8 protein-coding genes are annotated in these 18,927 nt (G+C 65.7%); 5 read left to right on the top strand and 3 right to left on the bottom strand.

The features are described from left to right. The first annotated feature begins 92 nt into the window (after nt 1-92). Together tkt and gap are read left to right on the top strand one after the other, a co-directional pair. Complete coding sequence (gene tkt, locus EWM63_RS07450; RefSeq protein WP_130185953.1) at nt 93-2,090, top strand: transketolase; 1,998 nt, start codon at nt 93-95, stop codon at nt 2,088-2,090. Between the two features lie 78 nt (nt 2,091-2,168). Further along, nucleotides 2,169-3,179: a type I glyceraldehyde-3-phosphate dehydrogenase gene (gene gap, locus EWM63_RS07445; protein ID WP_130185952.1), complete on the top strand. Its 1,011-nt coding sequence runs from the start codon at nt 2,169-2,171 to the stop codon at nt 3,177-3,179. A 222-nt stretch (nt 3,180-3,401) separates the two neighbouring features. Here gap and EWM63_RS07440 read toward each other — a convergent pair whose 3' ends face one another. Both EWM63_RS07440 and glnE read right to left on the bottom strand, forming a co-directional pair. Continuing rightward, nucleotides 3,402-6,104, bottom strand: coding sequence for a TonB-dependent receptor (locus EWM63_RS07440; RefSeq protein ID WP_130185951.1), 2,703 nt, complete (start codon nt 6,102-6,104; stop codon nt 3,402-3,404). Nucleotides 6,105-6,287: 183 nt separating this feature from the next. Beyond that, nucleotides 6,288-9,047, bottom strand: coding sequence for a bifunctional [glutamate--ammonia ligase]-adenylyl-L-tyrosine phosphorylase/[glutamate--ammonia-ligase] adenylyltransferase (gene glnE / locus EWM63_RS07435; RefSeq protein WP_130185950.1), 2,760 nt, complete (start codon nt 9,045-9,047; stop codon nt 6,288-6,290). Nucleotides 9,048-9,254: 207 nt separating this feature from the next. Between glnE and EWM63_RS07430 the strand changes: the two genes are divergently transcribed. The 3 genes from EWM63_RS07430 to tldD all read left to right on the top strand — a co-directional run bounded on the left by EWM63_RS07430 (nt 9,255) and on the right by tldD (nt 15,874). Beyond that, complete coding sequence (locus tag EWM63_RS07430; RefSeq protein ID WP_229487795.1) at nt 9,255-13,499, top strand: YhdP family protein; 4,245 nt, start codon at nt 9,255-9,257, stop codon at nt 13,497-13,499. 7 nt (nt 13,500-13,506) lie between these two features. Then, nucleotides 13,507-14,322 carry a carbon-nitrogen hydrolase family protein gene (locus tag EWM63_RS07425; RefSeq protein WP_130185949.1) on the top strand — a complete coding sequence of 272 codons (816 nt, stop codon included), beginning with the start codon at nt 13,507-13,509 and terminating at the stop codon, nt 14,320-14,322. Between the two features lie 91 nt (nt 14,323-14,413). Next, nucleotides 14,414-15,874: a metalloprotease TldD gene (tldD, locus tag EWM63_RS07420; protein ID WP_130185948.1), complete on the top strand. Its 1,461-nt coding sequence runs from the start codon at nt 14,414-14,416 to the stop codon at nt 15,872-15,874. 295 nt (nt 15,875-16,169) lie between these two features. Here tldD and EWM63_RS07415 read toward each other — a convergent pair whose 3' ends face one another. Further along, entirely contained in the window at nt 16,170-18,851 is a 2,682-nt protein-coding gene (locus EWM63_RS07415) for a TonB-dependent receptor (RefSeq protein WP_130185947.1), read from the bottom strand. Nucleotides 18,852-18,927: the final 76 nt, after the last annotated feature.

The raw sequence follows: 18,927 nt of genomic DNA, 5'->3' as shown, positions 1-18,927 counted from the left end.
GTTTCAGCATGGTGTCAGTTCGGTAGTGAGGCACGCACCTGCTCGAGACGGCTTGCAGCCCCCGGAATCCCCAACCTCCCGCACCAACTGATATGAACGCTAAGCTTCCCCACACCCAGATGGCCAACGCGATCCGCGCGCTGGCGATGGACGCCGTCCAGAAAGCCAACTCCGGCCACCCAGGCATGCCGATGGGCATGGCCGAGATCGCCGTCGCGCTGTGGAGCGGCCACCACCGCCACAACCCGGCCAATCCGGACTGGGTCAACCGCGACCGCTTCCTGCTCTCCAATGGCCACGGCTCGATGCTGCACTACGCGCTGCTGCACCTGTCCGGCTACGACGTGTCGATGGACGACATCCGCGGCTTCCGTCAGCTGCACTCGAAAACGCCGGGCCACCCGGAAGTGGACATCACGCCGGGCGTGGAAACCACCACGGGCCCGCTGGGCCAGGGCCTGGCCAACGCGGTCGGCATGGCGCTGGCCGAGTGGCTGCTGGCGAACGAATTCAACAAGCCGGGCCACGACGTGGTCGATCACTACACGTATGCGTTCGTGGGCGACGGCTGCCTGATGGAAGGCATCTCGCACGAGGTGTGCTCGCTGGCCGGCACGCTCGGCCTGCGCAAGCTGATCGCGCTGTACGACGACAACGGCATCTCCATCGACGGTAAAGTCGAAGGCTGGTTCACCGACGACACGCCGAAGCGCTTCGAAGCCTACGGCTGGAACGTGATCCGCGACGTGGATGGCCACGACGTGACCGCCGTCGATGCCGCCATCGAGCAGGCCAAGAAGGCCGACAAGCCAACGCTGATCTGCTGCAAGACGATCATCGGCAAGGGTTCGCCGAACCTGCAGGGTGGCGACAAGGTGCACGGCGCCGCGCTGGGCGACAAGGAAATCGCCGCCGTCCGCGAATACATCAGCTGGGGCCACGAGCCGTTCATCGTGCCGGAAGAAGTCACCACCGCGTGGAACTTCAAGGACAAGGGCGCTTCGTACGAAACCGAATGGAACACGAAGTTCGACGCGTATGCCGCCGCCTTCCCGGCTGAAGCCGCCGAACTGAAGCGCCGCATGAACGGCGACCTGCCGGCCAACTTCGACGAGACGCTGAAGGCCGCGATTGCCGCCACCGTCGAGAAGAAGGAAACCATCGCCACCCGCAAGGCATCGCAGAACGCGATCCAGGCGCTGTCGGCGATCCTGCCGGAATTCCTGGGCGGCTCGGCCGACCTGACCAGCTCGAACCTGACGAACTGGAAAGAGTCGACCAACATCCGTTCCGGCAAGCCGGGCAACCACGTCAACTACGGCGTGCGTGAATTCGGCATGAGCGCGATCATGAACGGCGTGGCCCTGCATGGCGGCTACATCCCGTTCGGCGCCACGTTCCTCACGTTCTCCGACTACAGCCGCAATGCGCTGCGCATGGCCGCGCTGATGAAGCAGCGTTCGATCTTCGTGTTCACGCACGATTCGATCGGCCTGGGCGAAGACGGCCCGACCCACCAGTCGGTCGAGCACGTGTCGTCGCTGCGCCTGATCCCGAACCTGGACAACTGGCGCCCGGCCGATACCGTCGAATCGATGGTGGCATGGGGCGAGGCGGTCAAGCGCAAGGATGGCCCGAGCACGCTGATCTTCTCGCGCCAGAACCTGCCGTTCAACGAGCGCACCGAGCAGGCCATCGCCGACATCGCCAAGGGCGGCTACATCCTGTCCGATGAAGCCGACGCGAAAGTCGTGCTGATCGCCACTGGTTCCGAAGTGGAACTGGCCGTCAAGGCCGCTGCCGCGCTGAAGGGCGAAGGCATTCCGGCCCGCGTGGTGTCGATGCCGTCGACCGACGTGTTCGACCGCCAGGACGCCGCCTACAAGGCCAGCGTGCTGGGCAAGGGTATCCCGCGCGTGGCGGTGGAAGCCGGCGTGACCGACTTCTGGTACAAGTACGTGGGCCTGGAAGGCGCCGTGGTCGGTATCGACACGTTCGGCGAATCCGCGCCGGCCAGCGTGCTGTTCAAGCACTTCGGCTTCACCGTCGAGAATGTGGTTGCAAAAGCCAAAGCTGTCATCGCTGCATAAAGAGATTCACGATGCCCCGCTCACGTAGCGGGGCATTGCATAATAAAAACCGTTTTTCTTTAAACAGGAGTACATGTAATGACGATCAAGGTAGCTATCAACGGTTATGGCCGTATCGGCCGCAACGTGCTGCGCGCTTTCTACGAAGGCGGCAAGAAGCAGGACATCCAGATTGTTGCGATCAACGACCTGGGCAATGCGCAATCGAACGCGCACCTGACCCGCTACGACACGGCGCATGGCAAGTTCAACGGTACCGTGGAAGTCGACGGCGATTTCATGATCGTCAACGGCGACAAGATCCGCGTGTTCGCGCAGCGTAACCCGGCTGAAATCCCGTGGGGCGAGCTGGGCGTGGACGTGGTGCTGGAGTGCACCGGCTTCTTCACCACCAAGGAAAAGGCTTCGGCCCACCTGAAGGGCGGCGCCAAGAAAGTCATCATCTCCGCACCAGGCGGCAAGGATGTCGATGCAACGATCGTCTTCGGCGTCAACGAAGGCGTGCTGAAAGCGTCGGACACCGTGATCTCGAACGCATCGTGCACCACCAACTGCCTGGCCCCGCTGGTCAAGCCGCTGAACGACGCGATCGGCGTGGAAACCGGCCTGATGACCACCGTGCACTCGTACACCAACGACCAGGTGCTGACCGACGTGATGCACGAAGACCTGCGCCGCGCCCGTTCGGCCACGCAGTCGATGATCCCGACCAAGACCGGCGCCGCCGCTGCGGTCGGCCTGGTGCTGCCGGAACTGAACGGCAAGCTGGACGGCTTCGCGATCCGCGTGCCGACCATCAACGTGTCGCTGGTCGACCTGTCGTTCATCGCCAAGCGCGACACGACCGTCGATGAAGTCAACCAGATCATGAAGTCGGCTGCCGAAGGCGCGCTGGCAGGCGTGCTGACCTACCAGACCGAACCGCTGGTCTCCGTCGACTTCAACCACAACCCGGCATCGTCGAACTTCGACGCCACGCTGACGAAAGTCTCCGGCCGCCTGGTGAAGGTATCGTCGTGGTACGACAACGAGTGGGGCTTCTCGAACCGCATGCTCGACACCACCGTCGCGCTGTTCAACGCGAAGTAATCGCTCCCGCAGTACCCGCAAAAAAGGCGCCTCGAGCGCCTTTTTTGTTGCCTCCCAGCGAAACTGGGGACGTACCCCTGTTTAGAGGAAACCTACTGGCGTCAGCGGTCGCGTGATAATTGCCTGAAAACAGGGGTACGTCCCCAGTTTTTCTGCATGGTAAGTACGAAAAAAAAGCCCCGCCGGCGCGAGCCGGCGGGGCTTTGTCATGCGACGTTCAGCTTAGAAGCTGTACGAAGCGCGCACGTAGAACGTGCGGCCGATCGGGGAGGCGAAACGCGGGTCGTAGCCAGCCTGGAAGGTGTCTTCCTGGTAGGACAGCGGCGGATCGCGGTCGAACATGTTGCGCACGCCGAATGTGACGGCGTAGCCCTTCGGCTGCGTCCACGACAGGTAGCCGTCGATCGTGGTGTACGACGCCACGCGGTGGTTTTCCTCGAAGGCGTTGTCCGCGTCCAGGTAGCCCGACTTGTAGTTCGCGGTCAGGCCGGCGCCCAGTTCACGCAGGCTCCAGCGCACGTTGGCGGTGTTCTGCCAGCGGAATACCGGGCCGGTGCCGCGGTAGGCGCCCAGGCGGTCGATCCATTCGCCGCCTTGCGACGTCTGGTACTTGAAGCCGTGCACCCAAGTGCTGTTCAGCGCGAAGTTGTACGTGCCGAACGCGTCGGTGCGCAGGCGGTACTGGGCTGCCACGTCGACACCGTGGGTCTTGATGTTGCCCAGGTTCTGCGTGCGCAGGTCGACATAGCCGCAGTTCGTCGGCGTCACGCACTGCGAACCGTCGATCGACAGGTTGCCGGCCGCGTTGCGGTGGTACAGCGCCGCGTATTTCACGCCATCGGCGAACACGTCGTCCTCGGACAGGCTGTCGATCTGGTGTTCCAGCTTGATCGCCCACAGGTCGGCCGACAGCGTCAGGTTCTTCACGCCTTCATAGACGATGCCCAGTGTGGCGTTGGTCGACTCTTCCGGATCCAGGTTCTGGTTACCGCCCTGCAGCTTCTGGAACTGCACGCGGCAGTTCGTGGCCGAGCCCTTGCCCGGGATCGGCGTGCCGTTCGGGCAGTTCACCGGGTCGTTCTGCGTGGACGTGTTGGTGTACGTCTGCGATGCGTTGACTTCATACAGCGACGGCGCGCGGAAGCCCGTCGAGTACGAACCGCGCACCAGCACTTCCGGTGCAGGCTGCCAGCGGAAGCTGAACTTCGGATTGGTGCTGTTGCCGAAGTCGCTGTACTTGTCGTAGCGCACGGCAGCGGTCACGTCCAGCGTCTTCAGCAGCGGCACGTTCAGCTCGGCGTACGCGGCGTACACATTGCGCGAACCGGCGTTGTAGGCGGTCGGATCGATGCCCGTGCTGGCCACCACTTTTTCGGCGTACGGCGTGTTCGATGCCATCACGAAGTTCTCGCGGCTGGCCGCACCGCCGATCGCCAGCGCGGCAGCACGGCCGGCGCCCAGCCAGTCGGACAGTTCGCGGCTGGCATTGAAGTCCAGCGATTTCGTCGTGCCCTTGGCGTTCTGCACGTTGCCGTCCAGGGCGGCGGAGCGGATCAACTCCAGGCCGGCTGCGGTCTGTTCGCCGAACGGGTTGATCACGCCATCGAGCACACCCTTGGTGATGATGCCGCCATCGCTGTAGCCGCTCAGGTTCGCCTGCACCTTGTTTTCGTTGTACGACAGGGCGGTCTGGTAATCCCAGCCAGCCACGTTGCCGGACAGCGAGGCGACGAAGCGTTGCTGGCGGTTGATGTTTTCGCCGCCGCGCGAGCCGCCCGGCAGGTTACGCCACATCACGTTGATGTAGCCGGGCAGGGCGCCGGCCGGCAGGTCGCCCGCGCCGAAGGTCGGATCGAGCGGAATGTTCGGCGTGATCGCGCCCGGGTTGCCCGGGTAATAGGGATTGAGCGAACCGTTGGCCAGCGTGCGGTTCATGCGCAGGCCGCCGTACGGTACCGGCGCGATGGCGCTTTCCACGTTGCTGCGGCTGATCAGGTATTCCAGGCCCAGTTCATGGTTGTTCGACAGCCTCAGCGTGCCCTTGAACAGGCCCGTGGCGCGTTCGGAGCGCGGCACGTAGTCGACGAAGCTCGACGTCGTCATCCGGCAGCTGGTGCCGTTCGGCACTAGGTTCGGCGCGCTCGTGCAGTCCGGCGCGGCCGGGTTGCCGGAATCGCCTTCCTGGTAGTAGTTGGCCGGGCTCGTGCTGCCCGACAGGCCGCCGGCAAAGCGCGTGTTGAAGTCGCGGTCCAGGCCGCCGATGGCGCGCTGCTTCTGGAAATCGCCCATGGCGAAGAAGTTCCAGCCATCCGTGTCCAGGTCGCCGAAGCCCAGGCCGATATTGCTGTTCAGGCTCTGGCCGCCCTGGTGGTGCGGCGAATCGCCACCCACGGTCACGACACCGCCGGTGAAATCTTTTTTCGTGATGAAGTTGATCACGCCACCCACGGCGTCGGAGCCGTACAGCGACGAGGCGCCGTCGCGCAGCACTTCCACGCGCTCGATCGCCGCGAACGGGATCATGTTCAGGTCGGGTGCCGAGCTGTCGAACGCATTGTTTGCCAGGCGGCGGCCGTTCAGCAGCACCAGCGTCTTGTTCTCGCCGATGCCGCGCATGTCGGCGAACGAGGCGCCGCCGGTGCCCAGGCCCACGACCTGGCTGGTGCCTTGCGTGGCCTGCATGGCCGCCACGGTGGACAGAACCTGTTCCACGGTGGTGATGCCTTCGGCCTTCAACTGGTCCATCTTGACCACGGTGATGGGTACCGCGGTTTCCGCATCGATGCGCTTGATCGCCGAACCGGTGATCTGCACGCGCTGGATGGGCTGGTCCGCTTGCTGGGCATGGGCCGGGATCGCCAGCGCACTTGCCAGGCCGGCGGCGCAGATCAGCCGCACCGAGCGGGACAGGGTTGTTTCTTTCATCGGGTTTTTCTCCAGAGTTGTCACGAACGCTTGTGCCTTGCACGAGACGATCTTGCATCTGACAACGCGGCCTTAACCTGAGTCAATAATATTTTTACGTTAATTGTTACTTTCGTGTTACATGCAACATATTCGTAAGATTTTGTTATGAATTGTTTGTAAATGTAACTGATCGACGGGCAGTCAAGCCGCCTGCGCGGGATGTTCTTCGCCGAATATCGCCGTCCATAATTGCCGCACATTCTGTGCGTGCAGCGTTACCCGCAGCGGATCCACGCGCGATTGCTCGCCGCCCTGCAGCCGGATCTGGTGCTGCAGCTTGCGCATGGCGCGGTAAGCGTCGCCCACTTGCGCGGCCAGCGCGGCATCGACAAGACCCAGTTCGGCGCAAATGCGCAGCAGCGCGATATTGCCCCGGTTCGCCGTCAGTTCGCGGTGCCGGCCCGAATGTTCGAGGACGAGATACTGCACGATGAATTCGATGTCGATCATGCCGCCGGCATCCTGCTTCAAGTCGAAGCTCTCGGGGCGGCTGGGGTGGGCATCGTGCATGCGGCGGCGCATCGCCAGCACTTCCCGCTTCAGTTCCTCGCCCGTCACGCGGGGCTGGCGCAGCACCTCGCAACGGATTTCCTCGAAGCGCTGGCCGATCGCGGCATCGCCGGCACCGAAGCGGGCACGCGTGAGCGCCTGGTGTTCCCACACCCATGCCGACTGTTTCTGGTAACGCTCGAATGCCGTGACCGACGACACCAGCATGCCGCTCGCGCCATCCGGGCGCAGCGCCGTGTCGATGTCGAACAGGATGCCGGCAGACGTGTGCGTGGTCATCCACGTGATGAAGCGCTGCGCCAGCTTTGCGTACAGGCCGGGGGCTTCCTGGTCGTCGTCGTCGTACAGGAAGATCACGTCGAGGTCGGACACGTAGCCCAGTTCCTTGCCGCCCAGCTTGCCGTAGGCGATGACGGCGAAGCGGGGCACTTCCCGGTGCCGCTTCGCCACCGTCTTCCACGCGGCCCGCACCACGGCCGCCACGATCACGTCCGCCAGCTCGGACAGGTAATCGGCCAGCTTTTCCACCGTCAGATCGCCGGCCAGGTCCTGCGCCAGCAGGTGGAACAGCTGCGCGTGGTGCACTTCGCGCAGGATGTCGAGCTGGCGCTCCGTGTCGCCTTCATAGACGGCCAGCTGGCCATCGAGATCCTGCGCCAGCGCCTGCGGATCGAACACGGCATTGCGGATGCGGTCGTCCAGCAGCTCGTCCAGCAGGATCGGGTGCTGCGTGAGGAAGGTGGCGGCCCACGCGCTGGCGTGCATCATGCCGATCACGCGTTCCAGCGTGTGCGGGTATTCCGTCAGCAGCGACAGGTAGGAAGAGCGCCGCGCGATCGCCTCGAGGAAATCGAGCAGCCGGCCCAGCGTGCCCACCTGCGTGCCGACCGGGTTGTTCTCGGCCGCCCGGGCGATCTGGGGCAGCGCCGCGTTGATCAGCGCCACGAACAGCTGGCGGCTCGCTTCCGGCATCGATTGCACGCGCGGCGCCTGCCACGTGGCGATCAGCCGGCGCGCCGCGGCGGGCGGGCTGTCGTAGCCCAGGCTGGCGAAGCGCGATTCGATCGCTTCGATGTTGTCGGGATCGGCGCACTCGTTGCTGGTGGCCGGGTCGATCTCGTCGTCGCCGGCCTTTTCGGCGAACATCGCGTCGAACTGCTCGGCCACGAAGCGGCGGTGGCCTTCCAGCGCCGCCATCAGCGTGGCGGCGTCCGGCAGGCCCATCATGCGCGCCACGGTGTCGCGGTCGGCATCGCTGGCCGGCAGCGTGTGGGTCTGCGCATCCTCCAGGTACTGCAGCCGGTGTTCCAGGTTGCGCAGGAAGGTGTACGAATCCAGCAGGCGTTCCACGATATCCGCCGCCAGCAGGCCCTTGTCCGGCAACTGGCGCAGCGTCGCGCGGGTGGAGCGGTCGCGCAGGCTCGGGTCGCGCCCGCCACGGATCAGCTGGAATACCTGGGCCAGGAATTCGATCTCGCGGATGCCGCCGCGGCCCAGTTTCACGTTGTGGCTGCGCTCCGGGTGCAGCCGTTCCTGCCGGTTCACCTCGGCGCGGATCTGCGCATGCATCGTGCGGATGGCGTCGATCACGCCGAAGTCCAGGTAACGGCGGAAGCAGAACGGCCGCACGATCGCATCGAGCGCCGCGATATCCTCGGCCCGGCCGGTCACGGCGCGCGCCTTCACCCACGCATAGCGTTCCCACTCGCGGCCCTGCACGATCAGGTACTGTTCCACCATGCCCAGGCTGGCCGCCAGCGGGCCGGAACCGCCGTTCGGGCGCAGCGCCATGTCGACGCGGAACGTAAAGCCATCCTCGGTGATCTCGGCGATGGCCGCGATCAGCTTTTTCCCCAGCCGCACGAAATATTCATGGTTCGACAGCACCCGCTGGCCCGGCGCCGTGGGCACCGTGTCGCCGTCTTCCGGGTAGACAAAGATCAGGTCGATGTCGGACGACACGTTCAGCTCGAAGCCGCCCTGCTTGCCCATCGCCAGCACGATCAGTTCCTGGGCGACCCCGGACTCGCTCCCGGTGGGCACGCCGTGCGCCGCGCGCATTTCGGCATCGGCTTCGGCCAGGTGGGTGCGGATCGCGAAATCGGCCAGGCGCGTGACCGCCGTCACCACTTCGTTCAGATCGGCCAGCTCCGCCAGGTCGCGCCGGATCAGGCCGGCGATCAGCAGGTTGCGCAAGCGGCGCATGCCGCGGGTCGCCGGCAGCGCGCCCCCTTCGCGTTCGACCGCCAGCAACGCCTCGAGATCCGCACTGTCCAGCGGCTGTTGCACCAGCGCGTCGATCTTGGCCTGGCGGTCGGGCGCCGCCGCAAGCCAGCGCTGGTAGAAGCGGGAGTCGGAAACGGACGACGAAGTGGCAGAGGAATTTGGCATGGAAAGAGCGAGAAGGGTAGAGAAGGGTGCAGGAAGAAGACAGTAACGCGGGAAATAAGTAAAACAACAAATTTCGTAACGTTGTGTAATGAACAGCTTCCGTAAGCTAGTTTAACCGGGCCTTGGGGTAGAATGGGCGCCTCGTAAGAAACCGACATTTATTTTTGCCGCCCGAACAGTTTCGGCGGCTGGCCCTGGGATTGTGTGTTGACGGAACAAACGGCAGAGAAAGAGCTGGCACGAGAGGGGCCCCTGGTTGCGCGCTGGCACCGTCTTCAGACAGCCTACCGCCTGTGCAACCTGGCCACCCACCATGTCCTGGGATTCACGATCAAGCTGGTACTGGTCGTGTATTTCGCGCTGGCGCTGCTGTTCCTCGCACTGCGCTGGGCCGTGCTGCCCAATATCGATCGCTACAAGGGCGATATCGAACGCATGGCCAGCAGCGCCGCCGGCAATCCCGTCACGATCGACCGCATCTATGCTTCCTGGTCCGGCCTGCGCCCGAACCTGTTCCTGGGCGACGTGGTGCTGCGCGACGGTGCCGGCCAGCAGGCGCTGCGCTTGCCCAGCGTGTCGGCCACGCTGTCGTGGTGGAGCCTGGTGTCCTTCGACCTGCGCTTCGAATCGCTGGAATTGATCCGCCCGGACCTGGACGTGCGGCGCGATGCCGACGGCAAGCTCTACGTGGCCGGCACCCTGGTCGATCCGAACCGCAAGGATGACGGCCGTGGCGCCGACTGGCTGCTGGCGCAGCGCGAGATCGTCATCCGCGAAGGGCGCCTCGCCTGGACGGATGCGCTGCGGGGCACCGCGCCGCTGGCCTTGCAGGACGTGAACGTGGTGTTGCACAACAACTGGGGCCGGCATCGCTTCGGCATCACGGCCGCGCCGCCGCGCGCGCTCGGCGGCAAGCTCGACATCCGGGCCGACTTCCGGCAGCCCACCTTTACCCAGCACGCGGCCGACGTCAAGCAGTGGCGCGGCACGCTGTATGCGGCCGTGAAGGGCGCGGACCTGGCCGCCTGGAAACCGCACCTGCCGTATCCCCATGAACTCGAATCCGGCCGCGGCGGCGTGCGCGCCTGGCTCGACATCGACCGCGCCCGCCTGACCGGCGTGACGGCCGACGTGGCGCTGCACGACGTGGTGGCCAAGCTGGGCGCCGACCTGCCCCGGCTGGACGTGGCGGCGCTGTCCGGCCGGTTCGCATTCAGCGAAGACAAGGCACCGCGCGGCGCGAACCGCAACGCACCGTTCGGCGCCTACGGCCACCGCGCCAGCGTGACCAACCTCGCGCTGCGCACGCGCGACGGCGCCACGCTGGTGCCCACCACCGTGGCCGAGCGTACCCTGCCCGCCACGAAGAACAAGCCGGCGCGCACCGAAGTCACGGCACCGGCGCTGGACCTGAAGGCGCTGGCCGAACTGGCGACGAAACTGCCGCTGCCGGCCGCGTCGCGCAGCCTGCTGGCCGACCTGGCACCGCGCGGCCGCGTGGAAAACCTGCGGGCACAGTGGCAGGGGCCGCTGTCGGCACCGGCCGACTGGCGGGTGCGGGCGGACTTGCGCGAGCTCGGCATGGCGGCACTCGCCGCGCGTCCCGCCGTGGCGGCCACTGGCAAGGCCCCGGCACTGCCCGCCATGCCGGCGCTGCCGGGTTTCGACAAGCTGTCCGGCACGGTCGACGCGCGCGAGGATGGCGGCAGCGTCGTGCTCGACGCGCCAGGCCTCGTGCTCGACATGCCGGCCTGGTTCGAGACAGCCAGGATGCCGTTCCGGAAGCTGCAGCTCGATGCGTCGTGGTCGCGCGATGCCGAGGGGCTGCGCGTCGACCTCGGCCAGCTGGCATTCGACCAGGAAGGCCTGACGGGTGAACTGTCCGGCACCCACGTTCTGCCGGCGAACGCGGATGGCAGGCTGGCCGGCCCCGGCACCGCGGACATCCGCGGCAAGCTGGACGGCTTCACGATCAACCGCATCGGCCGCTACCTGCCGGTCGCCACGCCGGCGCACCTGAAGGCATGGCTCACCGGCGCGCTCGAAGGCGGCACCGCGCACGACGTGTCGGTGCGCCTTGCCGGCAACCTCGCGCATTTCCCGTTCGCGGCCGATACGCCGGATTTCAGCAAGGGTGAATTCCGCATCGCCGGCCGCATCCAGGATGGCAAGCTGAACTACGAACCGGGCCACTTCGGCGTGGACGGCAAGTCGCCGCTGTGGCCGCAGGCCGAGCAGATACGCGGCAGTTTCGCGTTCGAGCGGGCCCGCATGGAAATCCGCGCCAATACGGCGAAGACGGGCAACGTCAACCTGTCCAACGTGAAGGCGGTGATCGCCGACCTGATCCACCATGACAGCGTGCTGGAAATCGACGGCAACGCGGCCGGCGCCATGAGCGACTACCTGCGCTACGTGGCCAACAGCCCCGTGCTGGGCTGGATCGGCCACTTCACGGACCAGACCACGGCCACCGGCAACGCCAGGCTTGCCCTCAGGCTGGACTTGCCGCTGAACCGGTTGCGCGAGAGCAAGGTCAACGGCACGCTGCAATTGCAGGGCAACGACGTGGTCTTGTGGAACGACATGCCGCCCGTGCTGCTGGCCACCGGCAAGATCGAATTCAACGAGCATGGCGTCAACCTGAACGGCCTGAACGGCACGCTGCTGGGCGGCCAGCTGACGGTGGGCGGCGGCACGCAGGCCGACGGCACCATCGCCGTGCGCATCGGCGGCAACGTGACGGCCGATGGCTTGCGCCGCACCTATCCGGCACCGGCCATGCAGCGGCTGGCCCGGCACATCAGCGGCAGCGCCCGCTACAACGGCCTGGTCACGGCGCACAACCATCAATACCAGGTGGTCGTCGAATCGCTGCTGACGGGCGTGGGCCTGGATTTCCCGGCGCCGCTGGCGAAAGAGGCCGCCAACGCGCTGCCCGTGCATTTCCTGCTCAATGGCGCCGCCACCAACGAGGCGGGGCTGGCGCGCGACGATATCCGCATCACGATCGGCAACGTCGTGGCGGCCGCCTACCAGCGCCAGCGGCAGAACCAAGGCCAGGAGCGCGGTACCTGGCAGTTGGTGCGCGGCGGCATCGGCGTCAACACGCCGGCGCCCGAACCGGATAGCGGCATGGCGCTGAACGTCAGCATGAAATCGCTGAACGTGGATGAATGGCTGGCGCTGGGTACCGATATCGCCGGCGCGGGCAGTGACAGCGGCAGCAGCAGCAGCAGCGGCGGCAGCGGCAGCGGCAGCGACGGCATCAGTCTGGCGCAGTACATCGTGCCGGAAACGATGGCGGCGCGGGCGGATGAACTGATCCTCGCCAGCCGCAAGCTCGACGGCGTGGTGCTGGGCGCCACGCACCGCGGCGGCACCTGGCAGGCCAACATCGATTCGAAGCAGGCCAACGGCTACATCACGTGGGCGGAATCGCCAACGGGCCGCGGGCTGGGCAAGGTCACGGCGCGGCTGTCGAGCCTCATCATTCCCGAATCGTCGGCCGGCGACGTGAAGGACATGCTGGAACGGTCGGCCAGCTCGCCGGCGATCCCGGCGCTCGATATCGTGGCCGAGCGCTTCGAGTTGTTCAATCGGCCGCTGGGAAGCCTGGAATTGCAGGCCTATAATGCGTTGATCACGTCGTCGCGGGAATGGCGGGTGTCGAAGCTGGCGCTCGTCAATGCCGACGGCGCGCTGCACGGTACCGGCCGCTGGGTCAGCCGCGGCGGGGGAAGCCAGGTGCAGAGCGAGCGCCACCATTCAGCGCTTGATTTCAACATGGAGATCCATGACGCCGGCAAGCTGCTGGAACGCTTCGGCTTCGCCGACACGGTCAAGGGCGGCAAGGGCAAGCTGTCCGGTGACATCGCCTGGCAGGGATTGCCGTACTCGCTGGACATTCCCACGCTGTCCGGCAAGCTCGACATGAACGTGGAAAAAGGGCAGTTCCTGAAGCAGGACCCGGGCGCGGCGAAACTGCTGGGCGTGCTGAGCCTGCAGGCGCTGCCGCGGCTGCTGAAGTTCGATTTCAACGACGTGTTTTCGCAAGGGCTGCAGTTCGACGGGCTCACGGCCCACGCCGTCATCGACCGCGGCATCGTGAAGACGGACAACCTGAAAATGCACGGCGTGCAGGCGACCGTGCTGATGGCGGGCATGGCCGACATCGCCAACGAATCGACGAACCTGCACGTGGTGGTGATCCCCGAGCTGAACTTCGGCACGGCGCCGCTCGTGTATGCGCTGGCCGTCAATCCCGTGATCGGGCTGGGCAGTTACCTGGCCCAGTTGTTCCTGTCGCAACCGATGATGAAGGCGCTGACGTACCAGATGCAGGTGACGGGACCGTGGAAGGCGCCCGTCATGACAAAACTCGATACCAGCAGGCTTGACTCGGGGAGCCTTGCAACGCCAGACTTGCCGAACGTTACCCGAACCCAGTGAGGACATCATGAGCACACTTTCCGCTTTCGTTGCCGCGATCCAGATGGTTTCCACCCCGGTGGTCGAAGAAAACATCGCCACCGTACGCCGGCTGGTCGAGCAGGCTGTCGTCCACAACGGCGCGCGCCTTGTCGTGCTGCCCGAGTACTGGCCGATCATGGGCATGGCCGACACGGACAAGGTGGCCGTAGCCGAGCAGCCCGGCAGTGGGCCGATTCAGGATGCGATGGCCGAGCTGGCGCGCACGCACGCCATCTGGCTGTTCGGCGGCACGCTGCCGCTGGTCAGCGAGGAGCCCGGCAAGGTGCTGAACACGATGCTCGTGTTTAACCCGGCCGGCGAGCAGGTGGCGCGCTACGACAAGATGCACCTGTTCGGCTTTGCCAACGACACCGAATCCTACGACGAGGCACGCACCATCGTGCCGGGCAAGAGCGTGGGCATGGTGGACACGGACTTCGGCAAGGTCGGCATGGCGATCTGCTACGACCTGCGCTTCCCCGAACTGTTCCGCGCGATGGGCCCGGTGGACCTGATCGTGGTGCCGGCCGCGTTTACCTACACGACGGGCGAGGCGCACTGGGATACGCTGCTGCGCGCCCGCGCCATTGAAAACCAGTGTTACGTGCTGGCCGCAGCGCAAGGGGGTACCCACGTGAACGGCCGGCGCACCTGGGGCCACAGCCAGCTGATCGACCCGTGGGGCGAGTTGCGCGCCATCATCGACGGCGAGGGCGAAGGCATCGTGGGCGGCCTGATCGACCCGGATGTCATCGCCGACGTGCGCAAGCGCCTCCCTGCGCTCGACCACCGCATCCTGTAGGCGCGGTGCCATGCAGGTGCGGCGCCGGCGCGCCGGCGGCCCCGGCATGAATCCACTACAATGACAGCCAGTCATAGCACGGGAAATCCAAATGAAACCATTCGAACCGAACCTCTCTTCGCTGGCCGTCGCGCGCGACGTATTGCTGACCCCGTTCGGCCTGGACGAGGGCAAGCTGATCAAGACGCTCGGCACGATGTTCACGCACAAGGTGGACTACGCCGACCTGTACTTCCAGTTCACCAAGAACGAAGGGTGGAGCCTGGAAGAAGGCATCGTCAAGACGGGCAGTTTCTCGATTGACCAGGGCGTGGGCGTGCGCGCCGTTTCCGGCGAAAAGACGGCGTTCTCATATTCCGACGAGATTTCCGAAGCGGCCCTGCTGGACGCGGCGGCCGCCACGCGCACGATCGCGCGCGCCGGCGCCGGCAAGATCAAGGTGGCCGGCAGCCTCGCCCAGCAGGGCGGCCGTTCGCTGTACCTGCCGCACGATCCGCTGACGTCGCTGGACGCCGCATCGAAAGTGAAGCTGCTGGAGCGCGTGGAAAAGATCGCCCGCGCCAAGGATCCGCGCGTGGTGCAGGTGATGGCTGGCCTGGCCGGCGAATACGACGTGGTGCTGGTGGTGCGCAGCGACGGCGTGCTGGCGGCGGACATCCGCCCGCTGGTGCGCGTGTCCGTCACCGTCATCGTCGAGCAGGATGGCCGGCGCGAGATGGGCACGTCCGGCGGCGGCGGCCGCTACGACTATGGCTATTTCACCGATGAATTGCTGACGCAATATGCCGAGGATGCCGTCAAGGGCGCCCTGGTGAATCTGGATTCGCGACCGGCACCGGCCGGCCCGATGACCGTCGTGCTGGGCCCGGGCTGGCCCGGCATCCTGCTGCACGAAGCGATCGGCCACGGCCTGGAAGGCGACTTCAACCGCAAGGGTTCGTCCACGTTCGCCGGCCGCATCGGCGAGCGCGTCGCCGCGAAAGGCGTGACGGTGGTCGACGACGGCACGCTGCAGGACCGCCGCGGTTCGCTGAACATCGACGACGAAGGCAATCCCACGCAGTGCACCACGCTGATCGAGGATGGCATCCTGCGCGGCTACATCCAGGACACGATGAACGCGCGCCTGATGAAGATGCCGGTGACAGGCAACGCCCGCCGCGAATCGTTCGCCCACCTGCCGATGCCGCGCATGACGAACACGTACATGCTGGCCGGCGACAAGGACCCGGCCGAGATCCTCGCCTCCGTGAAGAACGGCCTGTACGCGGTGAACTTTGGCGGCGGCCAGGTCGACATCACGAACGGCAAGTTCGTGTTCTCGGCCAGCGAAGCCTACATGATCGAGGATGGCAAGATCACCTACCCGGTGAAGGGCGCCACGCTGATCGGCAACGGTCCGGACGTGCTGAACCGCGTGTCGATGATCGGCAACGACATGAAGCTCGACTCCGGCGTGGGCGTGTGCGGCAAGGAAGGCCAGAGCGTGCCGGTGGGCGTCGGCCAGCCGACACTGCGCATCGACGGCGTAACCGTCGGCGGCACCGCGTAACCCCACTCCGCTCCAACGAAAAAGGCGCCTCGCGGCGCCTTTTTTGTTGCTTCAAAAATGGGGACGTACCCCATTTTTGAAGCAACTTTCGCCGGGCCGCAAAACTGGGGACAGACCCTGGTTTCCAGGAAATTTCACCCGCAAACGCAGCCAGCGAGTTTCCTCTAAACAGGGGTACGTCCCCAGTTTTTTCAGCCGGCAAAACTGGGGACGGACCCTGGTTTCCAGGAAACTTCGCCAGCCGAGCTGCCGGCGGAGTTTCCTCTAAACAGGGGTACGTCCCCAGTTTTTGCTTCTAGAACGTGTACGAGCCCCGCACGTACAGCGCGCGGCCGACCGGGTCGGTGTAGCGCGGATCGTAGCCCTTCTGGAACAGCGTGCCCTGGTTCGAGAAATGCGGTTCCTTGTCGGCCACATTCTTGATGCCGGCGGTGAGCGAGATGTTCTGGAAGCCCGTGTACGTGCCCGACAGGTTCACCAGGCCATACGACGGCACGTGATTGAAGAATTGCGGCTCGACCAGGTTCTGGTCGTCGTAGCCGGTCTTGAAGTTGTGGGCCACGGTGGCGCTCCATGCACCCGAACGCCACGTCAGCGCCGCGTTGTGGCGCCAGCGGAATACCACGTTGTTGTCCGCGTAGCGGCCCACGTTTTGCGTGAACTCGCCATCGCGTTCGTTCTGGTATTCATAGTTGTGCACCCACGTGCCGTCCAGCGTGAACGACAGCGCGCCCCAGCTGTGGTTCGGCGTGCGCGCGGTCAGGCTGACGTCGACGCCGTCCGTCTTGACCTTGCCCAGGTTTTCGTTCAGGTCCAGGATGGCGTTCGGCGAACCGTCGGGGAAGCGGATGAAGCGGTCGCGGTATTTTTCGTAATTGCCGAAGATCGTCTGTTCCGGCAGCGCGCCGATCTTGTCGCGCAGGCGGATGGTCCAGTAGTCCACGGCCAGCGTGATGGCGGGGATCGGCTCGAACACGGCGCCGATCGAGAACGTGCGCGATTTTTCCGGCTTCAGGTCCGCGTTGCCGCCTTGTAGCTTGTACTGCTGCAGGTCGCAGTCGCGCAGCGGATTCGCGCCCGGCTGCGGCACGCCGCCCGGGCACAGGATCGGGTCGTCGTAGGTATTGCTCGTGTCGTTGCGCGACAGCGGTGCGTTTTTCTCGAACAGCGTGGGCGCGCGGAAACCGGTGCTGGCCGAGCCGCGCAGCACGAATGCCTGCGTGGGCTGGAAGCGCAGCGACGCCTTCGGGTTCCACGTGCTGCCGGCATCGCTGTAGTGGTCGTAGCGGGCGGCCAGCGATGCTTCCAGGGTCTTCAGGAACGGCGCGCTGATTTCGCCGAACACGGCCTGCACGGTGCGGCTGCCATCCTTCGACAGGGAGCCCGACAGGCCCGAGCTCGATGCCTGCCCGGCGATGTCGCGGTTGACGTTGAAGTCGGCCTTCTCGTGCCGCAGCTCGCCGCCGAACGCCACGGCCAGCTTGCCGCCGCCCAGGTCGAACAGTTCACGGCTGGCCTTGAAGTCGAACGCGCTCTGCTGGTTGCTGGCGTCCTGCACGCGGCCGCGCAGCGCCGTGCTGGCCAGGTAATCGCGGCCCGCCTGGTTCTGCAAGCCGAACGGGTTCAGGATGCCGTTGAACACGCCGGCCGCAAACGCGGCATCGGCCACGTAGCCGCCGGTGAATTCCTCTTCGGAGCGGCTGACGGAATAACTGAGGCCACCCTGGTAATCCCAGCCGGCGATGAGGCCCTCGAGCGAGCCGACGACCCGCGTGCCCGTGCCTTTCGAATTGATCTGGCGCTGGCCCGCCTCGGTAGGGCGCCAGTTGACCGTCAGCGGCCCGCCGGACAGCCCTGCCTGCGCCGGTACGCCGCCCGCATTGCCTGGGTAGTAAGGGCTCGACGCGGGCAGCACGAGGTCGGTCTGCGGTGGCGGCGCCGTGCGTGCCTTCACGTGGTTCACCGAATGCAGCAGCTCGACGGACGCCGTGTGGTCCGGCGCCAGCTTGAAGCTGGCCTTGCCATACGCCGTCACGTGTTCCTGCTCGGGGTTGTTGTCGATCTGGCGCGTGTAATCCTGGCGGCAGGTACCGTTGGTGGGGTGCGGCACGGACAGCGGCGGATTGCAGCCGGAAGCATTGCCGGGGTTGCCCTGCACCTCGGTGACCGGGTCGAAGTAATTGCCCGGGAACGTGGTGCCGGACGTGATGTTCAAGCCGCGCGACGGCATCACGCCGGTGGCGGAGAAGGGCCGCTGCTGCGACGTCAGCACGTCCTGCTGGTGCCAGTCCAGCACGCCCAGCACGGTCCAGCGGTCGCGGTCCAGGTCGCCGCCGCCCGCGGTCAGGTTGGCGCGCCGCTCACGGCCGCCCGTCTCTTCGGGGAACGTGGCTTCCACCGCGACGGTGGCGCGGTCGACGCCGCGCTTGGTGATGAAGTTGATCACGCCGCCGATCGCATCGGTGCCGTAGATGGCCGAGGCGCCGTCGCGCAGCACTTCCACGCGCTCCAGCGCCGCGACCGGAATCAGGTTCAGGTCGACACTGGCGCCGTCGTACGGGTGCGTGGCGAGGCGGCGGCCGTTGAGCAGCACCAGCGTCTTGTCGCCACCCAGCCCGCGCAGGTCGGCCGTGGCCTGGCCGCCGGTCGGCAGGCCGCTGGCATTGCCGCCGACCGCGTTCGCGGAACCAAAGCTGGACTGGTTCGAAGGAATCCGGTCCAGCACTTCCTGCGCCGTCGTGAGCCCCTGCTTGACGAATTCCTCGGCGCGGAACACGGTCAGCGGCGTGGCCGTTTCCGACTGGATGCGCTTGATCGACGAGCCGGTGATTTCCACGCGCGCGACCTGGCCTTCCTCGGCCTGCTGGGCCTGGGCGGAAAGCGGTGCGATGGAAGCGAGGGCGAGGGGGAGGGCGGCGAGGCGGAGGTTGAAACGGGGGTGGAAACCGGGGCGATGGGATGGACGGGTGGTCTTCATGGATGGGAGTTCTTCCTCAAGTAGTTTTCATGGAACCGCTCAGAAGCAGCCGATGTTTTCATTGTGCGCATCGGCT

The organism is Pseudoduganella lutea (assembly GCF_004209755.1).
Lineage (GTDB): Bacteria > Pseudomonadota > Gammaproteobacteria > Burkholderiales > Burkholderiaceae_D > Rugamonas > Rugamonas lutea.
This window is presented reverse-complemented; position numbering and strand designations above follow the sequence as displayed.

What these genes read in the sequence shown, in the direction of transcription:
- EWM63_RS07425 (WP_130185949.1), top strand. Translation starts at nt 13,507, where the DNA reads ATGAGCACACTTTCCGCTTTCGTTGCCGCGATCCAGATGGTTTCCACC.
- EWM63_RS07440 (WP_130185951.1), bottom strand. Translation starts at nt 6,104, where the DNA reads ATGAAAGAAACAACCCTGTCCCGCTCGGTGCGGCTGATCTGCGCCGCC.
- EWM63_RS07415 (WP_130185947.1), bottom strand. Translation starts at nt 18,851, where the DNA reads ATGAAGACCACCCGTCCATCCCATCGCCCCGGTTTCCACCCCCGTTTC.
- gap (WP_130185952.1), top strand. Translation starts at nt 2,169, where the DNA reads ATGACGATCAAGGTAGCTATCAACGGTTATGGCCGTATCGGCCGCAAC.
- glnE (WP_130185950.1), bottom strand. Translation starts at nt 9,047, where the DNA reads ATGCCAAATTCCTCTGCCACTTCGTCGTCCGTTTCCGACTCCCGCTTC.
- tldD (WP_130185948.1), top strand. Translation starts at nt 14,414, where the DNA reads ATGAAACCATTCGAACCGAACCTCTCTTCGCTGGCCGTCGCGCGCGAC.
- tkt (WP_130185953.1), top strand. Translation starts at nt 93, where the DNA reads ATGAACGCTAAGCTTCCCCACACCCAGATGGCCAACGCGATCCGCGCG.